Genomic DNA, 21,279 nt, shown 5'->3' on the forward strand with positions numbered 1-21,279 from the left:
TCTTATATATTTCCTTAATTTTGCAAAAATATTTGAAAAATCGTGGGAAGCAAAAATAAATTAAAGAGGTTCGAGGAAAACGAAACATTTACCAATGTTTTTCAACCAACAAGAGAAGAAGTAGTGGGTGATTTATTTCCTTTAAAGGGGAAATGGAACGCAGATTTTTTTAAAAATGACAACCCTATAGTCGTGGAGTTAGGCTGTGGTAAAGGAGAATATTCAGTTGGGCTGGCGGAAAGATATCCAAATAAAAATTTCATTGGAATTGATATTAAAGGAGCTCGTTTTTGGCGAGGTGCTAAAACCGCTGTTGATGAAGGCTTGCAAAATGTAGCTTTTATTAGAACTCAAATCGAATTAATCAATCATATTTTTGCCGAAAATGAAGTGGACGAAATCTGGATTACTTTCCCGGATCCGCAAATAAAATACAAGCGTACCAAGCATAGAATGACAAATTCGGAGTTTTTGCAATTGTATAAAAAAGTGCTTAAAAAAGACGGTGTTGTAAACCTTAAAACGGACAGTGAATTCATGCATGGATATACACTTGGGTTACTTCATGGTGAAGGACACGAAGTGTTGTATGCGAATCACAATGTATATGTCAACGAAGGAAGTCCGGAGGAAGTAACTGCCTTTCAGACCTTTTACGAAAAACAATATTTAGAAGTTAATAAAGCAATTACGTATATTCGATTCAAAATCAAAGAATAATTATTTTTTAAAGTTTGAATTGCTAGCCTTTTGCGAATGCTGACACCGTGCCTATGAATTTAATTATATCTTTACTTTCTGGTTTTATTACTGCTTTAATTGGGATTACTCCGCCAGGATTACTCAATATGACGGCGGCTAAAGTGAACTTGAAAGAAGGGAAAAAAAATGCCTCCTGGTTCATATTCGGTGCAGTGATAATTATTTTTTTTCAAGCCTATTTGGCGATATTGTTTGCGCGCGTCATCGATATTCGACCAGATATAGTAGTTTTATTGCGTGAGGTGGGCTTCGGGATATTTGGAGCTTTGACCGTTTATTTTTTGTGGTTAGCTAAAAAACCAAAAATCAAGAAAGCAAAAATCAAGAAGAGTAGTAAAAAGAAGCGTTTTTTTCTTGGCATGCTGCTCTCGGCACTTAATTTCTTTCCAATCCCGTATTATGTTTTTGTAAGTATAACGCTGTCTTCCTATGATATTTTTTCTTTTAGTACCATCTCGAATCTTATTTTTGTTATCGGTGCGGTAATAGGATCCACTCTTGTTTTTTATTTTTACATTACCTTCTTTCAAAAAATAGAAAACAAAGCCGATTATCTATTAAGGAATATGAATACTATTATTGGAAGTATAACGGGATTGATTTCGATAATTACGTTATTTAATATCATAAGGTATTATTTAGAGTAGTTCGTCGGGTACTTTCAAATAGGCGTAAGCCATCGTTATCATTTAGAACTATGTCAAACGAGAATTTTTTCGAAAGGGTTTATGCTGTCGCAAGAGAGGTTCCTTACGGAAGAGTCACTTCTTATGGCGCTATTGCTAAAGCCTTAGGAACGGCCCGTTCAGCAAGAATGGTTGGTTGGGCAATGAACGCCTCACATAATAGGGAAGATGTTCCCGCCCACCGCGTGGTGAATAGAAACGGATTGCTTACCGGAAAATTCCATTTTGAGGGTACTAATCTGATGCAACAATTATTAGAAAGTGAAGGCATAGAAGTGGTCGAGAATCAAATTGTAGATTTTGAAAAACATTTTTGGGAACCAGAAGTCCAGTTTTAGGATCTCAATTAATGGGCAACTGATAAGTTAGCGCTATTTGTAATAGGATAAGAAGTGTTAATTTCGGCATCAATAAATCCAATCCAATTCCTTTATTTTAAGAACTTTTCATAGTATCTTTACAATCTGAAATCAGTTTAAATAAAGATAACGTTTCAACTGTAAATATCAATTGAAAATAGTACAATTATAATGAAATTAGATAGAAAAGAAATTCTTAAAGCTTTAGAAACAATTACTATAGCGGGAGAAGGAAAGAATATGGTAGAAAGTGGAGCGGTTACAAACGTAGTCACTTTTGGAGATGAGGTTGTTGTTGATTTAGTTTTGCACACACCAGCTATGCACATCAAGAAACGTGCAGAAGACGACATTAAAAAAACAATCCACGACTTAGTTTCGCCAGATGCAAAAGTTAAAGTAAACACCAAAGTGGAAGCGGCTGTGGCTGAAAATCCAAACCAAATAAAAGGAAAAGCTATTCCGGGAATAAAAAACATTATTGCTGTAGCCTCTGGTAAAGGGGGTGTAGGTAAATCTACAGTTACTGCAAATCTAGCGGTAACATTGGCAAAAATGGGATTTAGTGTTGGTATTTTAGATGCTGATATCTACGGACCTTCCATGCCAATAATGTTTGATGTAGAAAACGAAAAACCAGTTTCTGTAGTTGTTGACGGTAAATCTAAAATGAAACCGGTAGAGAGCTACGAAGTAAAAATACTATCGATTGGTTTTTTCACTGCGCCAAGTCAAGCTGTAATCTGGAGAGGGCCAATGGCTTCTAAAGCGTTGAATCAAATGATTTTTGATGCAGATTGGGGTGAACTGGATTTCATGTTGATCGATTTGCCTCCAGGAACCGGCGATATTCATCTGTCTATCGTTCAGGCTTTGCCAATAACGGGAGTGGTAGTAGTAAGTACACCGCAAGCAGTAGCTTTGGCTGATGCCAAAAAAGGAGTTTCTATGTTCATGTCTGAGGCTATTAATGTTCCTGTTTTGGGTATTATCGAAAATATGGCGTATTTCACACCGGAAGAATTACCTGAAAACAAGTATTATCTTTTTGGAAAAGAAGGAGCAAAAAACTTAGCCGAAGACTTGGGAGTTCCATTCTTAGGAGGAATACCAATTGTACAATCGATTCGTGAGGCCGGCGATTACGGGCGTCCGGCAGCCATGCAAACCGCATCTGCAGTGGAACATGTTTTTGACGAGGTAACTCGTAATGTTGTACAGGAAACCGTAAAACGAAATGAAAATTTACCTGCTTCAGAAGCTGTTAAGATTACCACAATGGCGGGCTGTTCAGCAGTTAAAAAATAATATAAGATTAGATAGTTCGCTATGATAATCTTTAAATAAAATAGAATGACAACAGAAGAATTAACAACAGAAGTTCAAAAAGCACTCGAAGAAATCAGACCCTTTTTGAATTCGGACGGTGGAGATATATCTTTAGTTTCCATCGAAGAAGGCAAGCATGTCAAAGTTAGACTTGAAGGCGCCTGCACCAGCTGTAGCGTCAACCAAATGACACTGAGAGCCGGAGTAGAAACGACTATTAAAAGGTTTGCTCCACAAATTGAAACTGTTGTAAATATCCTATAACTATTTTTGATGTGTCCCCGCTGAACAAGTGGGGCTGTGTCATCTATTGTAGTATTCCAAATAGAAAGCGGCAGGGTTTCCACTTTTATCACTCACACAATAGTATTAACTAGAAGTAAAAAGCTTATAACTATAATTTAATTATGGATGTATTAATAAAAATTAAGGACAGAGAAGGAGTAGTGCATGAATTGCAGGCTCCCACAGATATGGCCATGAATATCATGGAACTATGTAAAGCCTACGAACTTCCGGTAGAAGGAACTTGTGGCGGAATGGCAATGTGCGCTTCTTGTCAATGTTATGTGCTTAATCATGTTCTATTACCAGAAATGGGTGAAGATGAAGAAGCGATGCTCTCAGAGGCGTTTTATGTTAAATCAAATAGCAGATTGGGTTGTCAAATTCCAATTACCGAAAGTTTAGAAGGATTGGAATTAGAGTTAGCTCCAGAAAATTAAAAAAAGCGTCACAATTAAATGTGACGCTTTTTTTATTATTTTTATGTCCGTTGCTGAAATTAAGATTATACTATTTATTTTTCATAAGAGTAAATAAAAGGTATTCAATAATAATAAATACAGAAAGTCAGTACCATCAAACGCAAAAAAGATTAAGCCATTTCGACTTTCATCTCAATAATCTCTTCAATAGCATCCCATAGACCAATTCTTTTATCTAAAGCCGTTAGCGAAACTTCTTTGACTTCTGTCCATTTTTGGGCATCGTCTCCGCAAAGTTCTGTAATCATTTTCATAGCCATTGGCCCGTGTTCATCTGCGTCTATTTCAATATGTCTTTCGAAATAATGAATTAATTTTTTTAGATCAGTATCAGGAAAATTAATTTGAAAATTTTTAATAATCTCCGTAAACATTTTTGGGATTAAGTCTTCTCTTCCAAAGGTGAAGGCAGCTGCTATTTCATGCGGCTTTCCTTGTTCAATAACGCTAAAAGTGAATTCCAGAAATGCTTTTATTTTGGGGTGTAAATTACTGGTCTTTATGGCCACAAAAATATTTTGCAACGAATTAACTTCTGCCAGGAAACTTTCAATTTCAACTGTGCTTGCACCGCAATCCTGCATGGATTCAATGTACATTTCATAGTGGCTTTGTCTGCGACCGTCGAGCGTCAAATCAGATTCTTCTGCCACCACGATTTCATTTATCAAATACCTCGTGTCTGGGTTTGCAGTTGCAAACCAAGGAGTTGTCGTACAGGTTAATTTAGATTGTAATGCTTTTAGTAAGGACATAAAGTCCCACACGGCAAATACATGGTTTTCTAAGAACGACTGTAAATCTTCAATCGTTTTTACTTTTTTGTACAAAGTGTGTTGCAACAGGATCTTTTTTTGTGGTTCAATCGCTGTATTGATATCTTGAATGTTCATAGATGGTATTTTGATGTAAATATAAAAAAGCTTCTTGTTTCCAAGAAGCTTTTGCTATCATTTTTATAGATACTTTAATAGTTGTTTACTACTATTTAAAAGCAGGGATTCCTGTAATATCCATACCCGTAATTAATAAATGAATATCATGTGTACCTTCATAGGTGATTACTGATTCTAAATTCATCATATGACGCATGATGGAGTATTCACCACTTATTCCCATAGCTCCTAATATTTGTCTTGCCTCACGTGCAATATTAATGGCCATGTCGACATTGTTTCTTTTGGCCATAGAAATCTGAGCCGTTGTAGCTCTTCCTTCATTTTTTAAAACACCCAGTCTCCAAGTCAGTAATTGTGCTTTTGTGATCTCCGTAATCATTTCAGCTAATTTCTTTTGTTGTAATTGTGTTCCGGCAATAGGCTTGTCAAACTGAATTCGTTCTTTAGCATAACGAAGCGCAGTATCGTAACAGTCCATAGCAGCGCCAATAGCGCCCCAGGCGATTCCGTAGCGTGCTGAATCTAAACATCCAAGTGGTGCTCCTAAACCAGATTTGTTAGGTAACAAATTTTCTTTTGGTACTTTTACATTATCGAATATTAGTTCTCCTGTCGATGAGGCACGAAGGGACCATTTATTATGTGTTTCGGGTGTAGTAAAACCTTCCATGCCGCGTTCTACGATAAGTCCGTGAATTCTACCAGCTTCATTTTTTGCCCAAACAACTGCAATATCTGCAAACGGCGCATTTGAGATCCACATTTTAGCGCCATTCAATAAATAGTGGTCACCCATATCTTTAAAGTTGGTAATCATGCTTCCTGGATCAGAACCATAATTCGGCTCAGTCAAGCCAAAGCAACCCATAAATTCACCGGTGGCTAATTTTGGTAAATACTTCTTGCGTTGCTCTTCATTGCCATATTTCCAAATAGGATACATAACCAAAGAAGATTGAACGGAAGAAGTAGAACGTACTCCTGAATCACCGCGCTCAATTTCCTGCATGATTAATCCGTATGAGATTTGATCTAATCCTGCTCCACCATATTCCTCAGGGATATAAGGACCAAAACCGCCTATTTCGCCTAAACCTTTAATAATTTGTTTTGGGAATTCTGCTTTTTGAGCATATTCTTCTATAATAGGAGATACTTCACGTTTTACCCACGCACGAGCGGAATCACGCACTAATTTGTGTTCTTCTGTCAATAAATCGTCGAGGTTGTAATAATCGGGAGATTGAAATAAATCTGGTTGCATATTGAGCTTTTTTATAATAGTATTGCAGTAGCAAAGGAATTGTATTCGGTCTTGAGAATAAAACTAAGGCTAATTGCTTGATTATTTGTTTCTACCTCACAAATTTACACAAAGAAATATAACAAAACCATTATATATTGTTATATTTTGTATAAAACAAATTGTAGTCTCATTTAAAGTTATAAATATATTTTTAAAATAATGCTTCTCATTATGTTTTGGAAAACAGGGAGGATTTTCAATTTTTTGGATCACATCTAAATAAAGCACCCGTATTTAAACATGAGCAATGATATAGTAAATTTTATATAGATATCAGAAGTTATAAAATAAATATATATTTATTTATCGGGTCGCATAATTAGTCATTATACCTCTAATAAAAAATATAAAATTAAGAGGTCGTCTATATTTATTATGGTTTTCATTGTGATTTTCGCTCTGGTATCCGGTAAAAGCAGAAATTACATTACTTATTACAATAAAGCGAACTCCATTGATAGTGTTTACAAAATTAATCGTGAAACAATTACTTTTATAAAACGATACAAAAAACTATTTAAAAAATACAAATCGCCCAAGAGCTACGATACCTATAGCAAATATGAAAACTAGATTGTTTTTTCTGACAAGTACAGCAAAAGCTTTGGAAAAAAAAGCTTGTATAAATTACTTGATGTAGTCGCTCCTTACAAGAGACATTATAAAAACTTGTTTCCGATTTGCGCGAAATACGGAATAGATAGCTTAAGTGTTGAGCAGAAAACAGCAAGTACTAAGGACAATATGAATAAACGATTAATAGATTCTTTTTCCGTAGCTTTTGTTCGTGACCAAGAAGCGAAACGTATGGTTTCCTTGGTGATGGTGAAGAATGATGCGAAAAATGCAAGACTTTTAAAATGGACTTTAGAAAATTATGGGTACCCGTCATTCCGAAAAATTGCTACGACAGGCAATAATGATGTGTTTATGCCTATGCTGATATTTTGGAGTTACATGTGGATTGGCGTACCAGAATATTATTCCTATTTTAAAAATACATCATTGAAGTATGTAAAATCTGGAGAATGTTCTCCACGCGAATATGCAACAATGATAGACCATGAACATGAAAATAATTACGGAATTCTCTATGGTGAGTATTTTGGAGATTTTTTGGATACATTAAAAAGTAACCGTAATAGGAGAAGTATTGGTCTTAAAAGTAGAGATTTTAAGATAAAAAAAATCAGCAAATAAAGTAGTAAAAAACTAGTAGTTGCATGAAAATTATAGGCAGCCACTATGATCAATATAGCGTGGGTAAATCATTGATTACATTTTCAAATAAAACTCTTTAGTCAATTCGATGTATTCTGGAGTATATACATGTCTGGTAACCTCGATGGTTAATTCGTCAATAGGAAAGTCTGTAATTTGGTTTCGGCTAAAAGCTAACAGGCTACGTTTGATTTCGGTAGTTGGAGTTCCTTTTACGCGAGTGATCTTTATAGGATAAAGTTCCATTTCTTTGGCTAAAGCCACGAAATTATCTTCCTCTTTAAAAGGAATAATGACCGAAAATATTCCGTTTTCAGAAAGTAATAGATCGGCTGCCTCAATTAAATCTTCAAATGGCATCGCATCTTGAAAGCGGGCTAAATCTCTCTGGTCGCAGTCTGTTTTGTAGTCTTCGGAATAAAATGGGGGGTTGGAAACGATTAAATCGTACTCGTCTTCTGGATCTTCAACAAATTCATCTAAACCGGCATGAAAGCAGAATAAACGATTGCTCCAAGGGGAGCTTTCAAAATTATCGACAGTTTGTTCGTATGCTTCTTGATCAATTTCCAGTGCGTCAATTTGTTCCGCGGTACTCCGCTGGGATAACATCAATGCAATGAGCCCCGTTCCTGCACCAATATCCAGAATGCTAAATGGGTTGTTTTCAATTGGCGTCCAGGCACCCAATAAGACACCGTCAGTTCCAATTTTCATGGCACAACGATCTTGTTCAAGCGAAAATTGTTTGAATTGGAACATATAGAATTGATATTGAAGATTAACGATTTTTGATTTCAGATTTCTTCGTAACTGAAAACGGATTGCTTCCTTTAAAGGTACATCTCGATTAAACCTTCCGGCAAATCCATGATTACTTTTTTGTTTTCACGGTCAATTTTGACAAGGAAATGGTCAATCATCGGAATTAAGATTTCCACTTCGCCGTTTAGTACTTCAAAAAGGGGTTGGGCGGTTGAGTCATTTATGGATTCGATTTTTCCAACAATACCAAGGCGGTTATCTTCCACTTCAAAGCCAATAACTTCGTGAAAGTAGAATTTGTTACCAGTAAGTTTTGGCAACATCTTTAGAGGAAGGTATATGTCGTTACCCATTATGGCATCAGCATCTTCTTCAGTATTCATGTCTTCAAAACGAATTCTTAGGAAATCATTTTTGTGTAAGGAGCTATTTTCAATAAAAAAAGGAACCAAGTGTTTGTTGCATTCAACAAACACTGATTCCAAGTTTTCGTATAACTCTGGTTCGTCCGTATCTAAATAGGCAAGGACTTCCCCTTTAAAACTAAATTTTTTGGCGATTTTGCCTAAATAGAAACAATCTTCTTTATGCATCGTCGCTTATAAATTTATGCTTGAGTTTCTTCGTTGTTTTCTTCTGCAGCAGGAGTTTCTTCAGTTGAAGCTTCAACTTCAGCAACTTCTTCTTCAACAGCAGGAGCGGCAGCGGCAATAGCATCCGCTTCCGCTTTAGCTGCAGCAGCTAAACGTTTTGCGTTTACATCTTGTTCTGCTTTGAAAGCTTTAGCTTTAGCATCAGCTTGCACCTTTGTTAAGCCATCTTTCTTAGCGTCAACTGTTCCAGTTTTAGCTTCTAACCAAGTAGCTAATTTTGCATCAGCTTGTTCTTGAGTTAAGGCTCCTTTACGGATACCACCATCAAGGTGATGTTTCAATAAAGCTCCTTTATAAGAAAGAATTGCTTTAGCAGTATCAGTTGGTTGAGCACCATTGTGCAACCATTTAACTGCACTATCAAGGTTTAAGTCGATAGTTGCTGGGTTTGTGTTTGGATTGTAAGTACCGATTTTCTCTAAGTATTTACCGTCTCTTTTTGAGCGAGCATCTGCTGCTACAACCCAGTAAAAAGGTTTTCCTTTTTTACCGTGTCTTTGTAATCTAATTTTTACTGACATAATCTAAATGATTAAATTTTGAGGTACTCGACCTCTGTTAATTAAGTGTGCAAAGATATACTATTTATTTTAATATGCCAATAGCTTGTTAGTATAATGAATGAGAATAGGTTATGCTGTTTTTGGCCGTATTTTATTTGCAATAATTGGGTATATTTAGCCCTAATAGTATACTTTTGTTTACTTAAAGACGCATATTATGAAAAAATATTTTCTTTTTATTATCGTGCTTTTTACCCTAATGGCCTGTGAAGAAGACGTAAGGTTTAATAATCCTTCATTTCAAGGGATAAAAGACAATGTATTTTGGAGGGCTGTGGTGTCCACGGCTTCGGTAGGTCCTAATGGATCTCTGGTAATTGAGGCATACTCTGGTAACGAAGTGATTACTTTAAAGATGCCTATGCCTGCTAAGGTGGTTAATCAAAAAGATAAAAATAGCTATGTCACCTATGATTTGGGGACAAGTACTTCCAAGATGGCAACTTATGTTCTTACGGATAGTAATGGGACAACTACTTTTACGACTGGATTAGGACTTGGTGATGGTCAGATTGTCATAACAGAATATGATGTTGTCACTAAAACAGTATCAGGTACGTTTAAGTTTAATGCAGAGAATCGCTACAATAACCCTATTGCGGGACCTGTTTTAAATTTTCAACAGGGAGTTTTTTACAAGGTGTCCATAATTGCAGCTATGTCTGTAAATTAAGTAACGAGGAGAGTGTTATGTCTCTTTTAGTACTCATGTTTTTGTTTTTGAATGTGTTGGGGAAATAAATTAAATACAGAAATATGCTTATATATAGTGTGTTATAAAATAATATGACTATATTTGTTTCATATTATAAATTAGTACATATGAATATTTTTGTTGGAAGCCTTCCATTCAGTATTGAGGAAGCAGATTTAAGAGAGTCTTTCGAGGCTTACGGTGCAGTTGATTCTGTAAAAATTATTACTGATAAATTTACTGGAAGAAGTAAAGGATTCGGTTTTGTCGAAATGACAAATGATGATGAAGCTCAAAAAGCGATTGATGAATTGAACGGTGCAACTGTTCAAGGACGTGCAATTGTGGTTAACAAATCTGAGCCTAAACCAGAAGGAGAGAGAAGAAGTTTTAATAATAACAGTCGTGGTGGAGATTCACGCGGTGGTTATGGTGGTGGAAACAGCCGTGGTGGAGAAAACCGTGGTGGTGGAAACAGAGGAGGGTATTAATATCTTATTCTACAACTATAAAAAAAGGTGTCAATGTAAATTGACACCTTTTTTATTTGGTATAAGTCCTGTGAGTGATAGTTATTATGAAGTGGTCAAAAAAGATTTATTTGGGGCTTAGATTATAGTTGTTATTTCGTAGAGGTATCCTACGGGTTGCCAGAGAGTAGCACATATTTAGATTTAGTTTGTCTTGTTTTAGTGCAGAGATTTTTTTGTACCGGATTATCAACAACTATTTTGTGAACCTTTGTTATCTTCTTTGCGTTTCTTTACGAAAGTTCATAAAAAAAGCCATCTATTTTTATAGACAGCTTTTCATATATTATATTTTGAATTTTATAAATTAGCAACTAGCCAATCTCCAACATCACTTGTTTTATAAGCTGTCGCTCCTTTGTTAGCTAAGTCTTCTGTAACAATTCCTTGTTCTAAAGATTTGTTTACTGCTGCTCTAATAGTGGCCGCTTCTTCATGTAGTCCAAAAGCATCTTCAAACATCATTGCTGCTGATAATATAGTGGCTAATGGATTGGCAATATTTAATCCTGTTGCTTGCGGGTAAGAACCGTGAATTGGTTCGTATAAGGAAGTATGTTCTCCAACAGATGCTGAGGGCATTAATCCCATAGATCCGGAAATTACTGATGCTTCATCTGTTAAGATATCTCCAAAAAGGTTTTCAGTAATCAATACATCATAGGAGTTTGGCCATTGCACTAATCTCATTGCTACTGCATCCACAAATTCATAACTTACGGTTACTTCCGGATAGTCTTTTTCCATTGCTTGTACCGTTTCTCTCCACAAACGGGATGTTTCCAATACGTTTGCTTTGTCAACACAACATAATTTTTTAGTACGAGTCATTGCTAGTTCAAAACCTTTTTTAGCTAAACGTTGTACTTCTGCTCTTGTGTAAGTGCAAGTGTCAAAAGCAGTTTCGCCTCCGTCAAGTCTTCCTTTTTCACCAAAATAGATTCCTCCTGTCAATTCTCTTAAGAAAACTAAGTCAGTTCCTTCGATGCGTTCTCTTTTTAAAGGAGAATTATCGATCAAAGATGGAAAGGTAAAAGTAGGACGTACATTAGCAAACAAACCTAATTTTTTACGCATTAGCAATAATCCTTGTTCCGGTCTTACTGGTGCCGATGGGTCATTGTCGTATTTTGGGTGTCCGATAGCTCCAAATAGTACAGCATCTGCAGCCATACATATTTCGTGCGTTTCATCAGGATAAGGAACTCCAACGGCGTCAATGGCGCAAGCTCCGGTTAAGGCGGGTGTCCAAATGATTTCGTGGTTAAATTTTTTAGCAATAGCATCAGAAACTTTAACGGCCTCATTAATTACTTCTGGTCCAATTCCGTCTCCTGCTAATAGCGCGATAGTATATTTCATTTTTTATAGGTTTTTCCTCCTTCCGACCCCTCCGAAGAAAGGGGGAGACTGGGTGTATATTGATTGAGTTGTTGTTCGTTTTTTATTCTATTCTTTGTGCCTCTCTGTGGGAGAGTCTTATAGAATAGATTTGTGTTCACTTATCTATAATCTACGTAATGAGATTAGATTTTTATTCTGATTCGTCTAACATTCAGTCTTCGTTTTGGTGTAGACTGAGTATTAATGGTTCATTGTTATTATTGAGATTGTAGTTCTTTAAGTTTATGTTCCGATTCCGATAAGTCTCCTTCCCTTACGGCGAAGGTTGGGGTGGGAATCACGTTCAGCATTTTTTGTGTTGCAACGATTGCTGCTACAGTTTGATCAGAGTCCAATCCTCTGGTTTTAAATTCTTTACCATTAATAGTCCAGGTGATAATGGTTTCGCATAATGCATCAGAACTACTTCCGGGTGGTATTCTTACTGCGTAATCAATCAATTTGGGTAATTGCAGTTCCTTGCTTTTGTATATTTTTGCTAAGGCATTCATAAATGCATCGAATTGTCCGTCTCCCTGTGCATGTTCTTCGATGACTTCCCCGTCTATATTTAAACAAAGGGTAGTTGAAGGGCGTAAACCTTTGGCATGAGAGAGAACATAAGATTCGACTATTATTTTTTCCTGATAGGCTTGGCTGTCTAGAACATCAGAAATAATATAAGGGAGGTCCTCTTTAGTAACAGTTTCTTTCTTGTCTCCCAATTCAATAATTCTTTGGGTAACTAATTTTAGATCTTCTGCATTTAGTTTTAAGCCTAACTCCTGAAGGTTCTTTTCGATGTTAGCCTTACCAGAAGTTTTACCTAAGGCATATTGGCGTTTTCTGCCAAAACGTTCGGGAAGCAAATCGTTGAAATAGAGGTTGTTTTTATTATCTCCATCAGCATGAATGCCAGCAGTTTGTGTAAATACATTATCTCCTACGATGGGTTTGTTAGCAGGAATTCGATACCCCGTAAAAGTTTCGACTAATTTACTGACTGAATATAAGGAGGATTCTTTGACGTTGATTTCTATTTCAGGTAAGAAGTCGTTGATTACGGCAACCGTACTTTCAAGAGGCGCGTTTCCTGCACGTTCTCCCATTCCGTTTACGGTAACGTGCAAGCCGTTAATACCTGCTTTTATAGCTTCCATCACATTGGCGATACTCAAATCATAATCATTATGAGCGTGAAAATCAAAATGGATGTTTGGATATTTTGCAGTAATTTGCGAAATAAACTCAAAGGTTTGAGAAGGAATAAGTACGCCTAATGTATCAGGCAAGAGTATTCTTTTAACTGGTTGTGTCGATAAAAAATCCAAGAATGCGAATACATATTCTGGAGAATTCCGCATGCCGTTGCTCCAGTCTTCTAGGTATACATTAGTGGCAATATTATTTGCTGAAGCCAAAGCTATTGTTTGGGCGATTTCGGCAAAATGCTGTTCTGGTGTTTTTTTTAGTTGATGTGTTAAATGATTTAATGACCCTTTCGTCAGTAAATTTTGAACTTTAGCGCCTGCTTTTTTCATCCATTCGATAGAAAGTCCGCCGTCAACAAAGGTTAATACTTCGATTCGGTCCTCATATCCTTTGGCCGAAGCCCAAGCCATAATTCCTTTTACCCCTTGAAATTCGCCTTCACTCACTCGGGCTGAAGCGATTTCGATTCGATCAACATTTAATTCCTCCAGCAACAATTGCGCAATGGTTAGCTTTTCTACAGCAGAAAAGGATACTCCTGAGGTTTGCTCACCATCACGGAGTGTCGTATCCATTATTTCAATTTTTCTTTTTTCCATTTCTAAATTTGATGCTACTACGATTTCAGGTTTAGTGATTGGGAATCGTACAATTGTATTTTATAAAATAATAAAAGCAGTTATGCAAGGCAACAATAAAACTGCCGCCGCTTTAACCGCCTTTTATCAGTTGTTTTTAGTACGGAAGTTCATTTGCAAACGCTACTACTTCCTCTTTTATATTTTGTAGGTAGTCAATATCATCAAATCCGTTAATCATGTTGTCTTTTTTGTAACCGGAAATGTCAAAAGATTCTTTTTCTCCTGTTGCTTTAAGTGTGATGGTCTGCTCTGGGAGGTTGACTTCTAATTCCGTTGTAGGATCTGCTTCGATAGTCTTGAAAATGCGATCTGCAAATGCGGCACTCACTTGAACAGGAAGTACACCAACATTTAAACAGTTGTTTCTAAAAATATCAGCAAAAAAACTGGAAACTACGCATCTGAAACCATAGTCGTAAACTGCCCAGGCAGCATGTTCTCTTGAAGATCCAGAGCCAAAGTTTCTTCCGCCTACAAGGATTTTTCCGCTATATGTAGGATTGTTTAAAACGAAATCTGATTTTGGAGAATCGTCATTATTGTATCTCCAATCACGGAAAAGGTTATCGCCAAAACCAACACGTTCGGTTGCTTTAAGAAAACGAGCAGGAATAATTTGATCCGTATCTACATTTTCTATAGAAAGAGGGACTGCTGTGCTGGTAAGAATATTAAATTTATCGTAAGCCATCGTAATTTTTGATTTTTGAGTGACGATTTTGATTTTTGATTTTCGTTTAAAAAAATAAATCTTGGTCGCCACTATTTTTATATATCTATTAAATATGTAAGTTGACAGTTGGGTAGGTTTTCGATATCTGAAATCAAATATCGTTAATCTATATTCAGTAATCTCTTACAACAACTCTCGCGGATCTGTTAAGATTCCTGTTACCGCAGCCGCAGCCGCCATAAACGGACTGGCCAATAACGTTCTTGAACCAGGTCCTTGGCGTCCTTCGAAATTCCTGTTAGAAGTACTAACCGCATATTTTCCGGCTGGGACTTTATCATCATTCATCGCTAAGCAAGCAGAGCATCCGGGTTGACGTAATACAAAACCGGAATCAGTCAATATATCAAGAATTCCTTCGTCTTTTATTTGTGCCTCAACAACATGTGATCCCGGAACCAGCCATGCAGTGACGTTATCTGCTTTTTTTCGTCCTTTTACAATCGATGCAAAAGCTCTAAAGTCTTCAATACGACCATTAGTGCAGCTCCCTAGAAAAACGTAATCAATTTGTTTTCCTATCATGGCTTCTCCTTGTTGGAATCCCATGTAACCTAAAGATTTGGCATAGGTTTCTTCTCCTTCAACAACATCTTTAGAATTTGGAATACTTTTAGAAATACCTAATCCCATACCTGGATTAGTTCCATACGTAATCATTGGTTCAATGTCAGAAGCTTCAAAGTTGAATTCTTCATCAAATTTTGCATCCGCATCTGTTTTTAATGTTTTCCAATAGGCTACGGCTTTATCCCAAGCATCGCCTTTTGGAGCATATAGACGCCCCTCTAAATAATCAAAAGTCGTTTGATCTGGAGCAATCATTCCTCCACGAGCACCCATTTCGATACTTAAATTACAAACGGTCATACGACCTTCCATAGTCATGTCTTCAAAAACTTTTCCTGCGTATTCCACAAAATAACCGGTAGCTCCTGAAGTTGATAGTTTTGATATGATATAAAGAGCAACGTCTTTTGGGGTAACTCCTAACTGAAGGTCACCAGCGACGTTAATAAGCATTTTTTTAGGTTTCGGTTGCATGATACATTGTGTAGAAAGTACCATTTCTACCTCAGATGTACCAATCCCGAAAGCAATAGCGCCAAAGGCACCGTGTGTAGAAGTATGTGAATCTCCACAAACAATGGTAGCGCCCGGTAATGTAATTCCGTTTTCAGGACCTACAACGTGAACGATTCCATTTTTTTTATTCCCTAATCCCCAGTGACTAATCCCGTATTCTTTTGAGTTTTCTTCTAACGCTCTTAGTTGGTTTGCAGATAATGGGTCTTCAACGGGTAAATGTTGGTTTATAGTTGGGGTATTGTGATCGGCGGTGGCAAAAGTGCGCTCTGGATATAAAACCGAGATACCTCTTTCTTTTAAACCTAAAAAAGCAACAGGACTGGTAACTTCATGAATGAAATGACGGTCAATAAAAAACACATCCGGTCCATCTTCAATTTTACGCACCACGTGCGAATCCCATACTTTGTCAAATAATGTAGTGCTCATTTTAATGTTTTTTAAGTGTATTTCTTCTTTTACAACCCCTAAATTCAGCTGCGGTTGTAACTAAGAGATCAAATTTAGAAAAAGAAACAAAGGTGTCAATTTGGATTATTCATTATATACGATGCCCAAACCGTTTTTACGGTGTCCTGTAACTTCGTTTTGCCTGCTTGTCGTTTTATAACGCTTTTTTAATTTTATTTTAATTCTGCGTAGATGTGGTTTTTACTATAGCCGCTGTTGTTTTGGTAAATTATTTATCTGGCATATTTGGGCTTTGCATGGCCACTATTATTAGGAATACTGCAATGAGAAATTATTTTAATAGAATATTCCGCAGTGATTGTTTCTTTTTAATTTTAGGAGATGCGTTTTTATATTCCTTTTCTACTGGGGAAAGGCTTGTTTTTTCACTGCTTTTTCAGGTATTAATTTTGGGGAAATACTACGACATCCAAATAATTTAAAAGAGGCGCTTTTTTAGATTTCTGACCTGTCAAATTCTAGGTTGTGGCACCAGGAAGCCCTTTTACTGGTATGATCTGAAAGCCGTTATTTTTTAGTTTATTCTTTACGCCAATTAAAGGCATTAAAGAACGTCTCAACCCAGATATAACGGTTGTTTTAGAGGTCCATTAAAAATCAGTTCAATCTTTTTGTGCTAAAGCCTATTTGGTGAAATAGATTTTCAACTATTAGTTATGGTTGCCGAGGCTAGTTCATGATAAATTTGAAAAATGTTTTAAGCAAGTTTTTTTTTCTCTGCTGACACAGCAGGCTAAGTAAGATTAAGTTCTTTCGAAGCTTTTTTAATACGTTGTATTTCTGTTTTTTAAGAAAATTGAAAGTTGATACAATGTATAATTCATAAAGTTTACTTATGTATTGTATAACAAATATAAATAAAAATTTATGAGTATAATGCATAATATTTGTGCCAGATTTAAAGTCTAATCATTAATAACACAGCTATGGATACAAATGGATTAACAAAACCGGCAAATATTAAGCAAAAATTTCAATTGGTAAAAGGAGATTTTACTCCTTCTGAAGCTTCGGATGTAATTATGTCTTTGATTGATGAAAAAATTAATTTTCATCAAAAACAAAGGCTTCAAAACTGGGAACAAGACCACAAGAGCGATTCAGATGAAATCGATGACCGCATCGATCAGCTTGAAAAAGAAAAACAAGCTGTCAAAGAGTTTATTGCAGGCGCTAGAAGTTTAAAAAGTAATTTAAATATAAATGGGATCCTTGAAATCACAATTGTAGATAATCAATAATAAAAATTAGAGAAAAAATGATATTAAAAAATCATCTACCCCTATTCATTAACAAAATAACCAACTATTTATTGTGGTTATTGTTTATAGGCAATCTGACTTATTTAATATGTAACTTTCCAAATGTTCCAGAATGGTACTGTGGGAATGTTTTAAAAATTAACGGCTTTACGGCACTTATTTGGACACTTGTAACATTTTTTAGTGCGATTATAAGCAGCTATGGAAAAAATTATTTGAAAGGGTTTGAATATCACTCTAAATTTTCACTGTTGTGCTTAGGGTTTACGTTTTCTATCATGGTTTTTGTAATGTCTAACCATGTGGCACTTTTATTAACGATGTGGTTATTAATGGGGCTTTTTATGTCTCAGCTAATAGGTGTGGATTCTCGGTGGGGTGAAGCAAGAGAGGCATCAAAATTTGCTCTTAAATATTTTGTAGCTGGTAGTTTGTTTTTAAGTGCTGGAGTGCTATTATTGGCTTTTCAAACGGAAGCTTTTACCCTAAGTGAGATTATTTCTAAGGTAAGCGATGTGCCTAAAAGCATAACACTTGTAGCAGGTTTGTGCATCATTACGGCCGCTATAATTCAATCGGCAATTTACCCTTTCCATCGTTGGTTACTTTCGGCAATGACAGCTCCAACACCGGCATCGGCATTGATGCATGCAGGTTTTGTAAACGGTTCTGGGATTTTATTGGCCTTATTCTCGACCGTGTTATTTGCCTCGAATACTTTAATCATCCTCTTTGTTATAGGAGGTTTGACCGCAGTTATTGCCCAATTTACTAAACTTCTACAGGTAAATTTGAAGCAAAAATTAGCCTGTTCCACCATTGCCCAAATGGGTTTCATGATTATGCAGTGCGGTTTGGGGTTTTTCAATGCGGCCGTTGTTCACTTACTACTTCATGGGTTTTATAAAGCCTACTTATTTCTATCTGCAGGAGAGGAAATAGGGCATTCGAAACCGCAAAAACCAACGCAAATTAAAATCAAACCGTTACAAGCTATAATTGTACTTTTCTTTGGTATTCTCGGCGCTTTTCTATTTGCTTATTTAACAGGAAAAGGCACAGAATTAAATAGCAGTATTTTTCTAACGCTTATTGTCGCCATTACCGTTGGTCAGGCTACTTACAATATTGTTAAAGAACAAAGTTTAAGCCTCTTTCAAAAATCAGTTGCGCCACCACTTTTGTTTGTTTGTGGCATGGTAACCTACGCCTTAATATATAAGGGAGTAACAGCATTAATGAGCGATATGCCAATGGTGGTTGTGCCATTATCGTTATCTGTAATTGAAATAGCGTTTGGTATTTTGTTCCTAGCGGGCTTTTTTATAATGAAGTTGGGTATCTACCGCAACTATCCATGGCTCTATGCTAAATTGTTAAATATATCTCAGCCCTACAAAAAAACTGTTTTAATGTATAAATCGAAATCATTATGATAAATCTAACCATTAAAAAAAGTATCGAAGAAGCATCTCAAGTCGTAGGAAAGACATGGCCTTTGTACTCTTTTGTAACTTCGAATCCGTTATCAGGTTATGAGCGAATGCCTTTTGAAAAAGCAGTAAATCAGGCAGGAAAATTTCTTAATGCTAATGTGTTTCCAGAATCTACGTTATTCCGTCAAGCATGGGAAAAGGGTGAAATTGATGAAAAGGTACTTTTGAAATCACTTGGAGAAAACCAACTTTTAGAAACTCCCGAGTACTATTTACAACAAATGGCCTCTCATAAAAAAAGCGATGCTAAAAACAGTCATCATGATTTAGATAGAATCATGGCGAAATGGCTGGCCGCCTTTATGGATGAAGGTTTGGCAGAATGGGAAATGCCCAATAAAAGCGAAGGGTTTTATAGTGCTTGGCGCAAACTGGCGGTATATGATAATGATATGCCTAAAATGGTTATTGGAGACATCCCAAAAACAAAGACCGAGGCACTAGATACAGTAATGAACGGGTATTCCTCAAATGATTTTACTAAAATATTTACATGGCACTTAGCCGCATTACCGGGCTGGACGGGATATATAAATTATCGAACTACATATCACTCAGAGTGGCAACAAGAATATCCTATAACATTAGAAGATTATCTCGCAGTTAGACTGTGGGTGGCTAAAGAAATAGATGCTGAAATTTATCCGGAAGACAATGATACTTCAACCATCTCATCGCTATCGAAGCTACAATACATTTGGTTAAAAGCATGGGAAAAAAGCTGGCAAAAAGAACTTATAAAAGTATTAGATAGCAAACAGATAAGTACCCCAACAACCAAAAAAAAAGAACGAGTTCCAGATGCTCAAATGGTGTTTTGTATTGATACTCGATCAGAGTTAATACGAAGACATGTAGAGAATAAAGGGCATTATGAAACTTTTGGATATGCAGGTTTTTTTGGAATTGCGATGGATTATGAAGATTTAAAAGATGGATTAATACGCAAATCGTGTCCGCCTATTTTAAACTCTGCCTACCATGTTTCAGAAGTTCCGCAGGAGGGTCACACTGAAAAAGTGCAAGCATATAAGCAAAAAAATGCCGTTTCAAACTTTAAGGAATATTTTCTAAAAAGAATGAAAAACATGCTTCCTTCGGCCTTTGGGTATGTTGAAGGCGCTGGACTCTTTTACGGAATGTCTTTAATAGCAAGAACACTGGTGCCGGGGCATTTATATCGGTTTAATAAGAATAATACAACGGCGTACGAATCTATTTGTGAACCGCAGATTGGGAACACAGACGCCGCCGAAAAGACGCATCTTGATATTCCTTTGGCAGAAAAGGTAGCGATTGTAAAAGGCGCTTTTGATTTAATGGGATGGGAAAAACTTGCCCCTTTAGTACTTTTTATAGGTCATGGAAGCCACTCTGCAAACAATCCTTTTGGGTCCAGTTTAGACTGCGGAGCCTGTGCTGCAAGTCCTGGTAGGCATAATGCAAGGATGCTAGCTACAATAGCAAATATCCTAGAAGTGCAACAAGCCTTGAAAGAGAATCACAACATTGAAATTCCAGCCAGTACCATTTTTATTGGAGGAGAACACAATACCACTACAGATGAGATATTGCTTTTCGACTCAGAGATTCCAGACTCCCATAAAGACCAATTGCAAAAATTGAAATTAAATTTACTAAAAACGCAACAAACGGCAACTCAAGAAAGGCTGGCCGTTGCCAATAATAGTGTTTCTTTTGCTAGTGAAAAAGCAAATAATTGGAGCGAAACCAGACCTGAGTGGGGCTTGGCTAAAAATGCAGGCTTTATTGTTGGGTCGCGAGAATTAACAAAACAGAATAATCTGGACGGACGTTGCTTTCTACATTCTTATAATTGGGAAAAAGATAAAAGCGGGAAAGCACTTGAAGCCATCATGCAAGGACCCATGGTCGTAACCCAGTGGATAAACAACCACTATTATTTTTCAACTGTTGATAATGTCGTTTTTGGCGGGGGGTCGAAAATAACCCATAATATCACTGGCAAATTTGCTGTGTTGCAAGGGAATGGAGGGGACATAAAAATGGGGCTTCCTCTTCAGTCGGTAATGGAATCAGACGTAGAAATGTATCATCAGCCACTGCGATTATCCGTGGTTATACACGCGCCAGTATCGAGAGTGTCAGAAATACTTTTAAGGAACGAACATCTCAAAAACTTACTTGATAATGAGTGGATTTACTTAATGGTTATGGACCCACTAGATGGGAATAAAATACATAATTATCAACAAAATCTCAATTGGGATTCGACTAGTCAAAAAAGCATGACTAGCAATGTAATCGAAATGATGACTGCTTAGTAGTTTGCTATCAAACAAAGAAAGCTGTTTCGTAATTCACGAAACAGCTTTCTTGTTTTTACCACGCCTTCTTTTGAGAAAGGAGCCAAAATAGTTATCTTGAAGTTTATGAATTCTAAGGAAAAAAACTATTTTTTTTAGGTTTTATTTTT

General features: G+C 36.5%; 21 protein-coding genes. 12 read left to right on the top strand and 9 right to left on the bottom strand.

What is annotated here, in order from left to right:
• The first annotated feature begins 42 nt into the window (after positions 1-42).
• The 6 genes from trmB (at position 43) to CXF59_RS13820 (ending at position 3,861) form a co-directional block, all read left to right on the top strand.
• A complete protein-coding gene (gene trmB, locus CXF59_RS13795; RefSeq protein WP_101138319.1) occupies positions 43-720 on the top strand; it encodes a tRNA (guanosine(46)-N7)-methyltransferase TrmB in 678 nt (225 codons plus the stop codon).
• 53 nt (positions 721-773) lie between these two features.
• Complete coding sequence (locus tag CXF59_RS13800; RefSeq protein WP_101138320.1) at positions 774-1,409, top strand: LysE family transporter; 636 nt, start codon at positions 774-776, stop codon at positions 1,407-1,409.
• 50 nt (positions 1,410-1,459) lie between these two features.
• Positions 1,460-1,786 (top strand): MGMT family protein, encoded by a 327-nt coding sequence (locus tag CXF59_RS13805; RefSeq protein ID WP_101138321.1) that lies wholly within the window; start codon positions 1,460-1,462, stop codon positions 1,784-1,786.
• Between the two features lie 192 nt (positions 1,787-1,978).
• A complete protein-coding gene (locus tag CXF59_RS13810) occupies positions 1,979-3,115 on the top strand; it encodes an Mrp/NBP35 family ATP-binding protein (protein ID WP_198554703.1) in 1,137 nt (378 codons plus the stop codon).
• Positions 3,116-3,160: 45 nt separating this feature from the next.
• The gene (locus CXF59_RS13815) at positions 3,161-3,400 is read left to right on the top strand and encodes a NifU family protein (RefSeq protein ID WP_101138323.1); all 240 of its coding nucleotides are present in this window, start codon (positions 3,161-3,163) and stop codon (positions 3,398-3,400) included.
• Positions 3,401-3,543: 143 nt separating this feature from the next.
• Positions 3,544-3,861, top strand: coding sequence for a 2Fe-2S iron-sulfur cluster-binding protein (locus tag CXF59_RS13820; protein WP_101138324.1), 318 nt, complete (start codon positions 3,544-3,546; stop codon positions 3,859-3,861).
• 152 nt (positions 3,862-4,013) lie between these two features.
• Here CXF59_RS13820 and CXF59_RS13825 read toward each other — a convergent pair whose 3' ends face one another.
• Together CXF59_RS13825 and CXF59_RS13830 are read right to left on the bottom strand one after the other, a co-directional pair.
• Entirely contained in the window at positions 4,014-4,796 is a 783-nt protein-coding gene (locus tag CXF59_RS13825; RefSeq protein WP_101138325.1) for a DUF3050 domain-containing protein, read from the bottom strand.
• A gap of 91 nt (positions 4,797-4,887) precedes the next feature.
• Complete coding sequence (locus CXF59_RS13830; RefSeq protein WP_101138326.1) at positions 4,888-6,066, bottom strand: acyl-CoA dehydrogenase family protein; 1,179 nt, start codon at positions 6,064-6,066, stop codon at positions 4,888-4,890.
• A gap of 711 nt (positions 6,067-6,777) precedes the next feature.
• Here CXF59_RS13830 and CXF59_RS13835 point away from each other — a divergent pair.
• Entirely contained in the window at positions 6,778-7,308 is a 531-nt protein-coding gene (locus tag CXF59_RS13835) for a hypothetical protein (RefSeq protein ID WP_157824585.1), read from the top strand.
• Between the two features lie 75 nt (positions 7,309-7,383).
• Here CXF59_RS13835 and CXF59_RS13840 read toward each other — a convergent pair whose 3' ends face one another.
• The 3 genes from CXF59_RS13840 to CXF59_RS13850 form a co-directional block, all read right to left on the bottom strand.
• Complete coding sequence (locus CXF59_RS13840; protein ID WP_101138328.1) at positions 7,384-8,091, bottom strand: tRNA1(Val) (adenine(37)-N6)-methyltransferase; 708 nt, start codon at positions 8,089-8,091, stop codon at positions 7,384-7,386.
• Between the two features lie 71 nt (positions 8,092-8,162).
• Positions 8,163-8,687, bottom strand: a complete 525-nt coding sequence (gene rimM, locus CXF59_RS13845) for a ribosome maturation factor RimM (protein ID WP_101138329.1) — start codon at positions 8,685-8,687, stop codon at positions 8,163-8,165.
• 14 nt (positions 8,688-8,701) lie between these two features.
• Positions 8,702-9,268 (bottom strand): 30S ribosomal protein S16, encoded by a 567-nt coding sequence (locus CXF59_RS13850; RefSeq protein WP_101138330.1) that lies wholly within the window; start codon positions 9,266-9,268, stop codon positions 8,702-8,704.
• A 199-nt stretch (positions 9,269-9,467) separates the two neighbouring features.
• Here CXF59_RS13850 and CXF59_RS13855 point away from each other — a divergent pair, with 199 nt between their 5' ends.
• Entirely contained in the window at positions 9,468-9,983 is a 516-nt protein-coding gene (locus tag CXF59_RS13855; protein ID WP_101138331.1) for a DUF6252 family protein, read from the top strand.
• 149 nt (positions 9,984-10,132) lie between these two features.
• Positions 10,133-10,495: an RNA-binding protein gene (locus CXF59_RS13860; RefSeq protein ID WP_007137132.1), complete on the top strand. Its 363-nt coding sequence runs from the start codon at positions 10,133-10,135 to the stop codon at positions 10,493-10,495.
• Positions 10,496-10,834: 339 nt separating this feature from the next.
• Here the strand turns inward: CXF59_RS13860 and leuB are convergent, their stop codons facing one another.
• The 4 genes from leuB to leuC form a co-directional block, all read right to left on the bottom strand.
• Positions 10,835-11,896 carry a 3-isopropylmalate dehydrogenase gene (gene leuB / locus CXF59_RS13865; protein ID WP_101138332.1) on the bottom strand — a complete coding sequence of 354 codons (1,062 nt, stop codon included), beginning with the start codon at positions 11,894-11,896 and terminating at the stop codon, positions 10,835-10,837.
• 239 nt (positions 11,897-12,135) lie between these two features.
• Complete coding sequence (locus CXF59_RS13870; RefSeq protein WP_232758905.1) at positions 12,136-13,728, bottom strand: alpha-isopropylmalate synthase regulatory domain-containing protein; 1,593 nt, start codon at positions 13,726-13,728, stop codon at positions 12,136-12,138.
• Positions 13,729-13,864: 136 nt separating this feature from the next.
• The gene (gene leuD, locus CXF59_RS13875; RefSeq protein WP_101138559.1) at positions 13,865-14,461 is read right to left on the bottom strand and encodes a 3-isopropylmalate dehydratase small subunit; all 597 of its coding nucleotides are present in this window, start codon (positions 14,459-14,461) and stop codon (positions 13,865-13,867) included.
• 165 nt (positions 14,462-14,626) lie between these two features.
• Positions 14,627-16,021: a 3-isopropylmalate dehydratase large subunit gene (gene leuC / locus CXF59_RS13880; RefSeq protein WP_101138333.1), complete on the bottom strand. Its 1,395-nt coding sequence runs from the start codon at positions 16,019-16,021 to the stop codon at positions 14,627-14,629.
• 968 nt (positions 16,022-16,989) lie between these two features.
• On the opposite strand from leuC, the gene CXF59_RS13885 reads away from it, so the two are divergent.
• From CXF59_RS13885 to CXF59_RS13895, 3 genes are all read left to right on the top strand, one after another.
• Complete coding sequence (locus CXF59_RS13885) at positions 16,990-17,304, top strand: hypothetical protein (protein WP_101138334.1); 315 nt, start codon at positions 16,990-16,992, stop codon at positions 17,302-17,304.
• Positions 17,305-17,669: 365 nt separating this feature from the next.
• Positions 17,670-18,761, top strand: coding sequence for a proton-conducting transporter membrane subunit (locus CXF59_RS13890; protein ID WP_369828573.1), 1,092 nt, complete (start codon positions 17,670-17,672; stop codon positions 18,759-18,761).
• A complete protein-coding gene (locus tag CXF59_RS13895) occupies positions 18,758-21,127 on the top strand; it encodes a DUF2309 domain-containing protein (protein WP_101138335.1) in 2,370 nt (789 codons plus the stop codon). Before CXF59_RS13890 ends, CXF59_RS13895 begins: the two co-directional genes overlap by 4 nt.
• The last annotated feature ends 152 nt before the right edge of the window (positions 21,128-21,279 follow it).

The organism is Flavobacterium sp. ALD4, from assembly GCF_002836475.1.
Lineage (GTDB): Bacteria > Bacteroidota > Bacteroidia > Flavobacteriales > Flavobacteriaceae > Flavobacterium.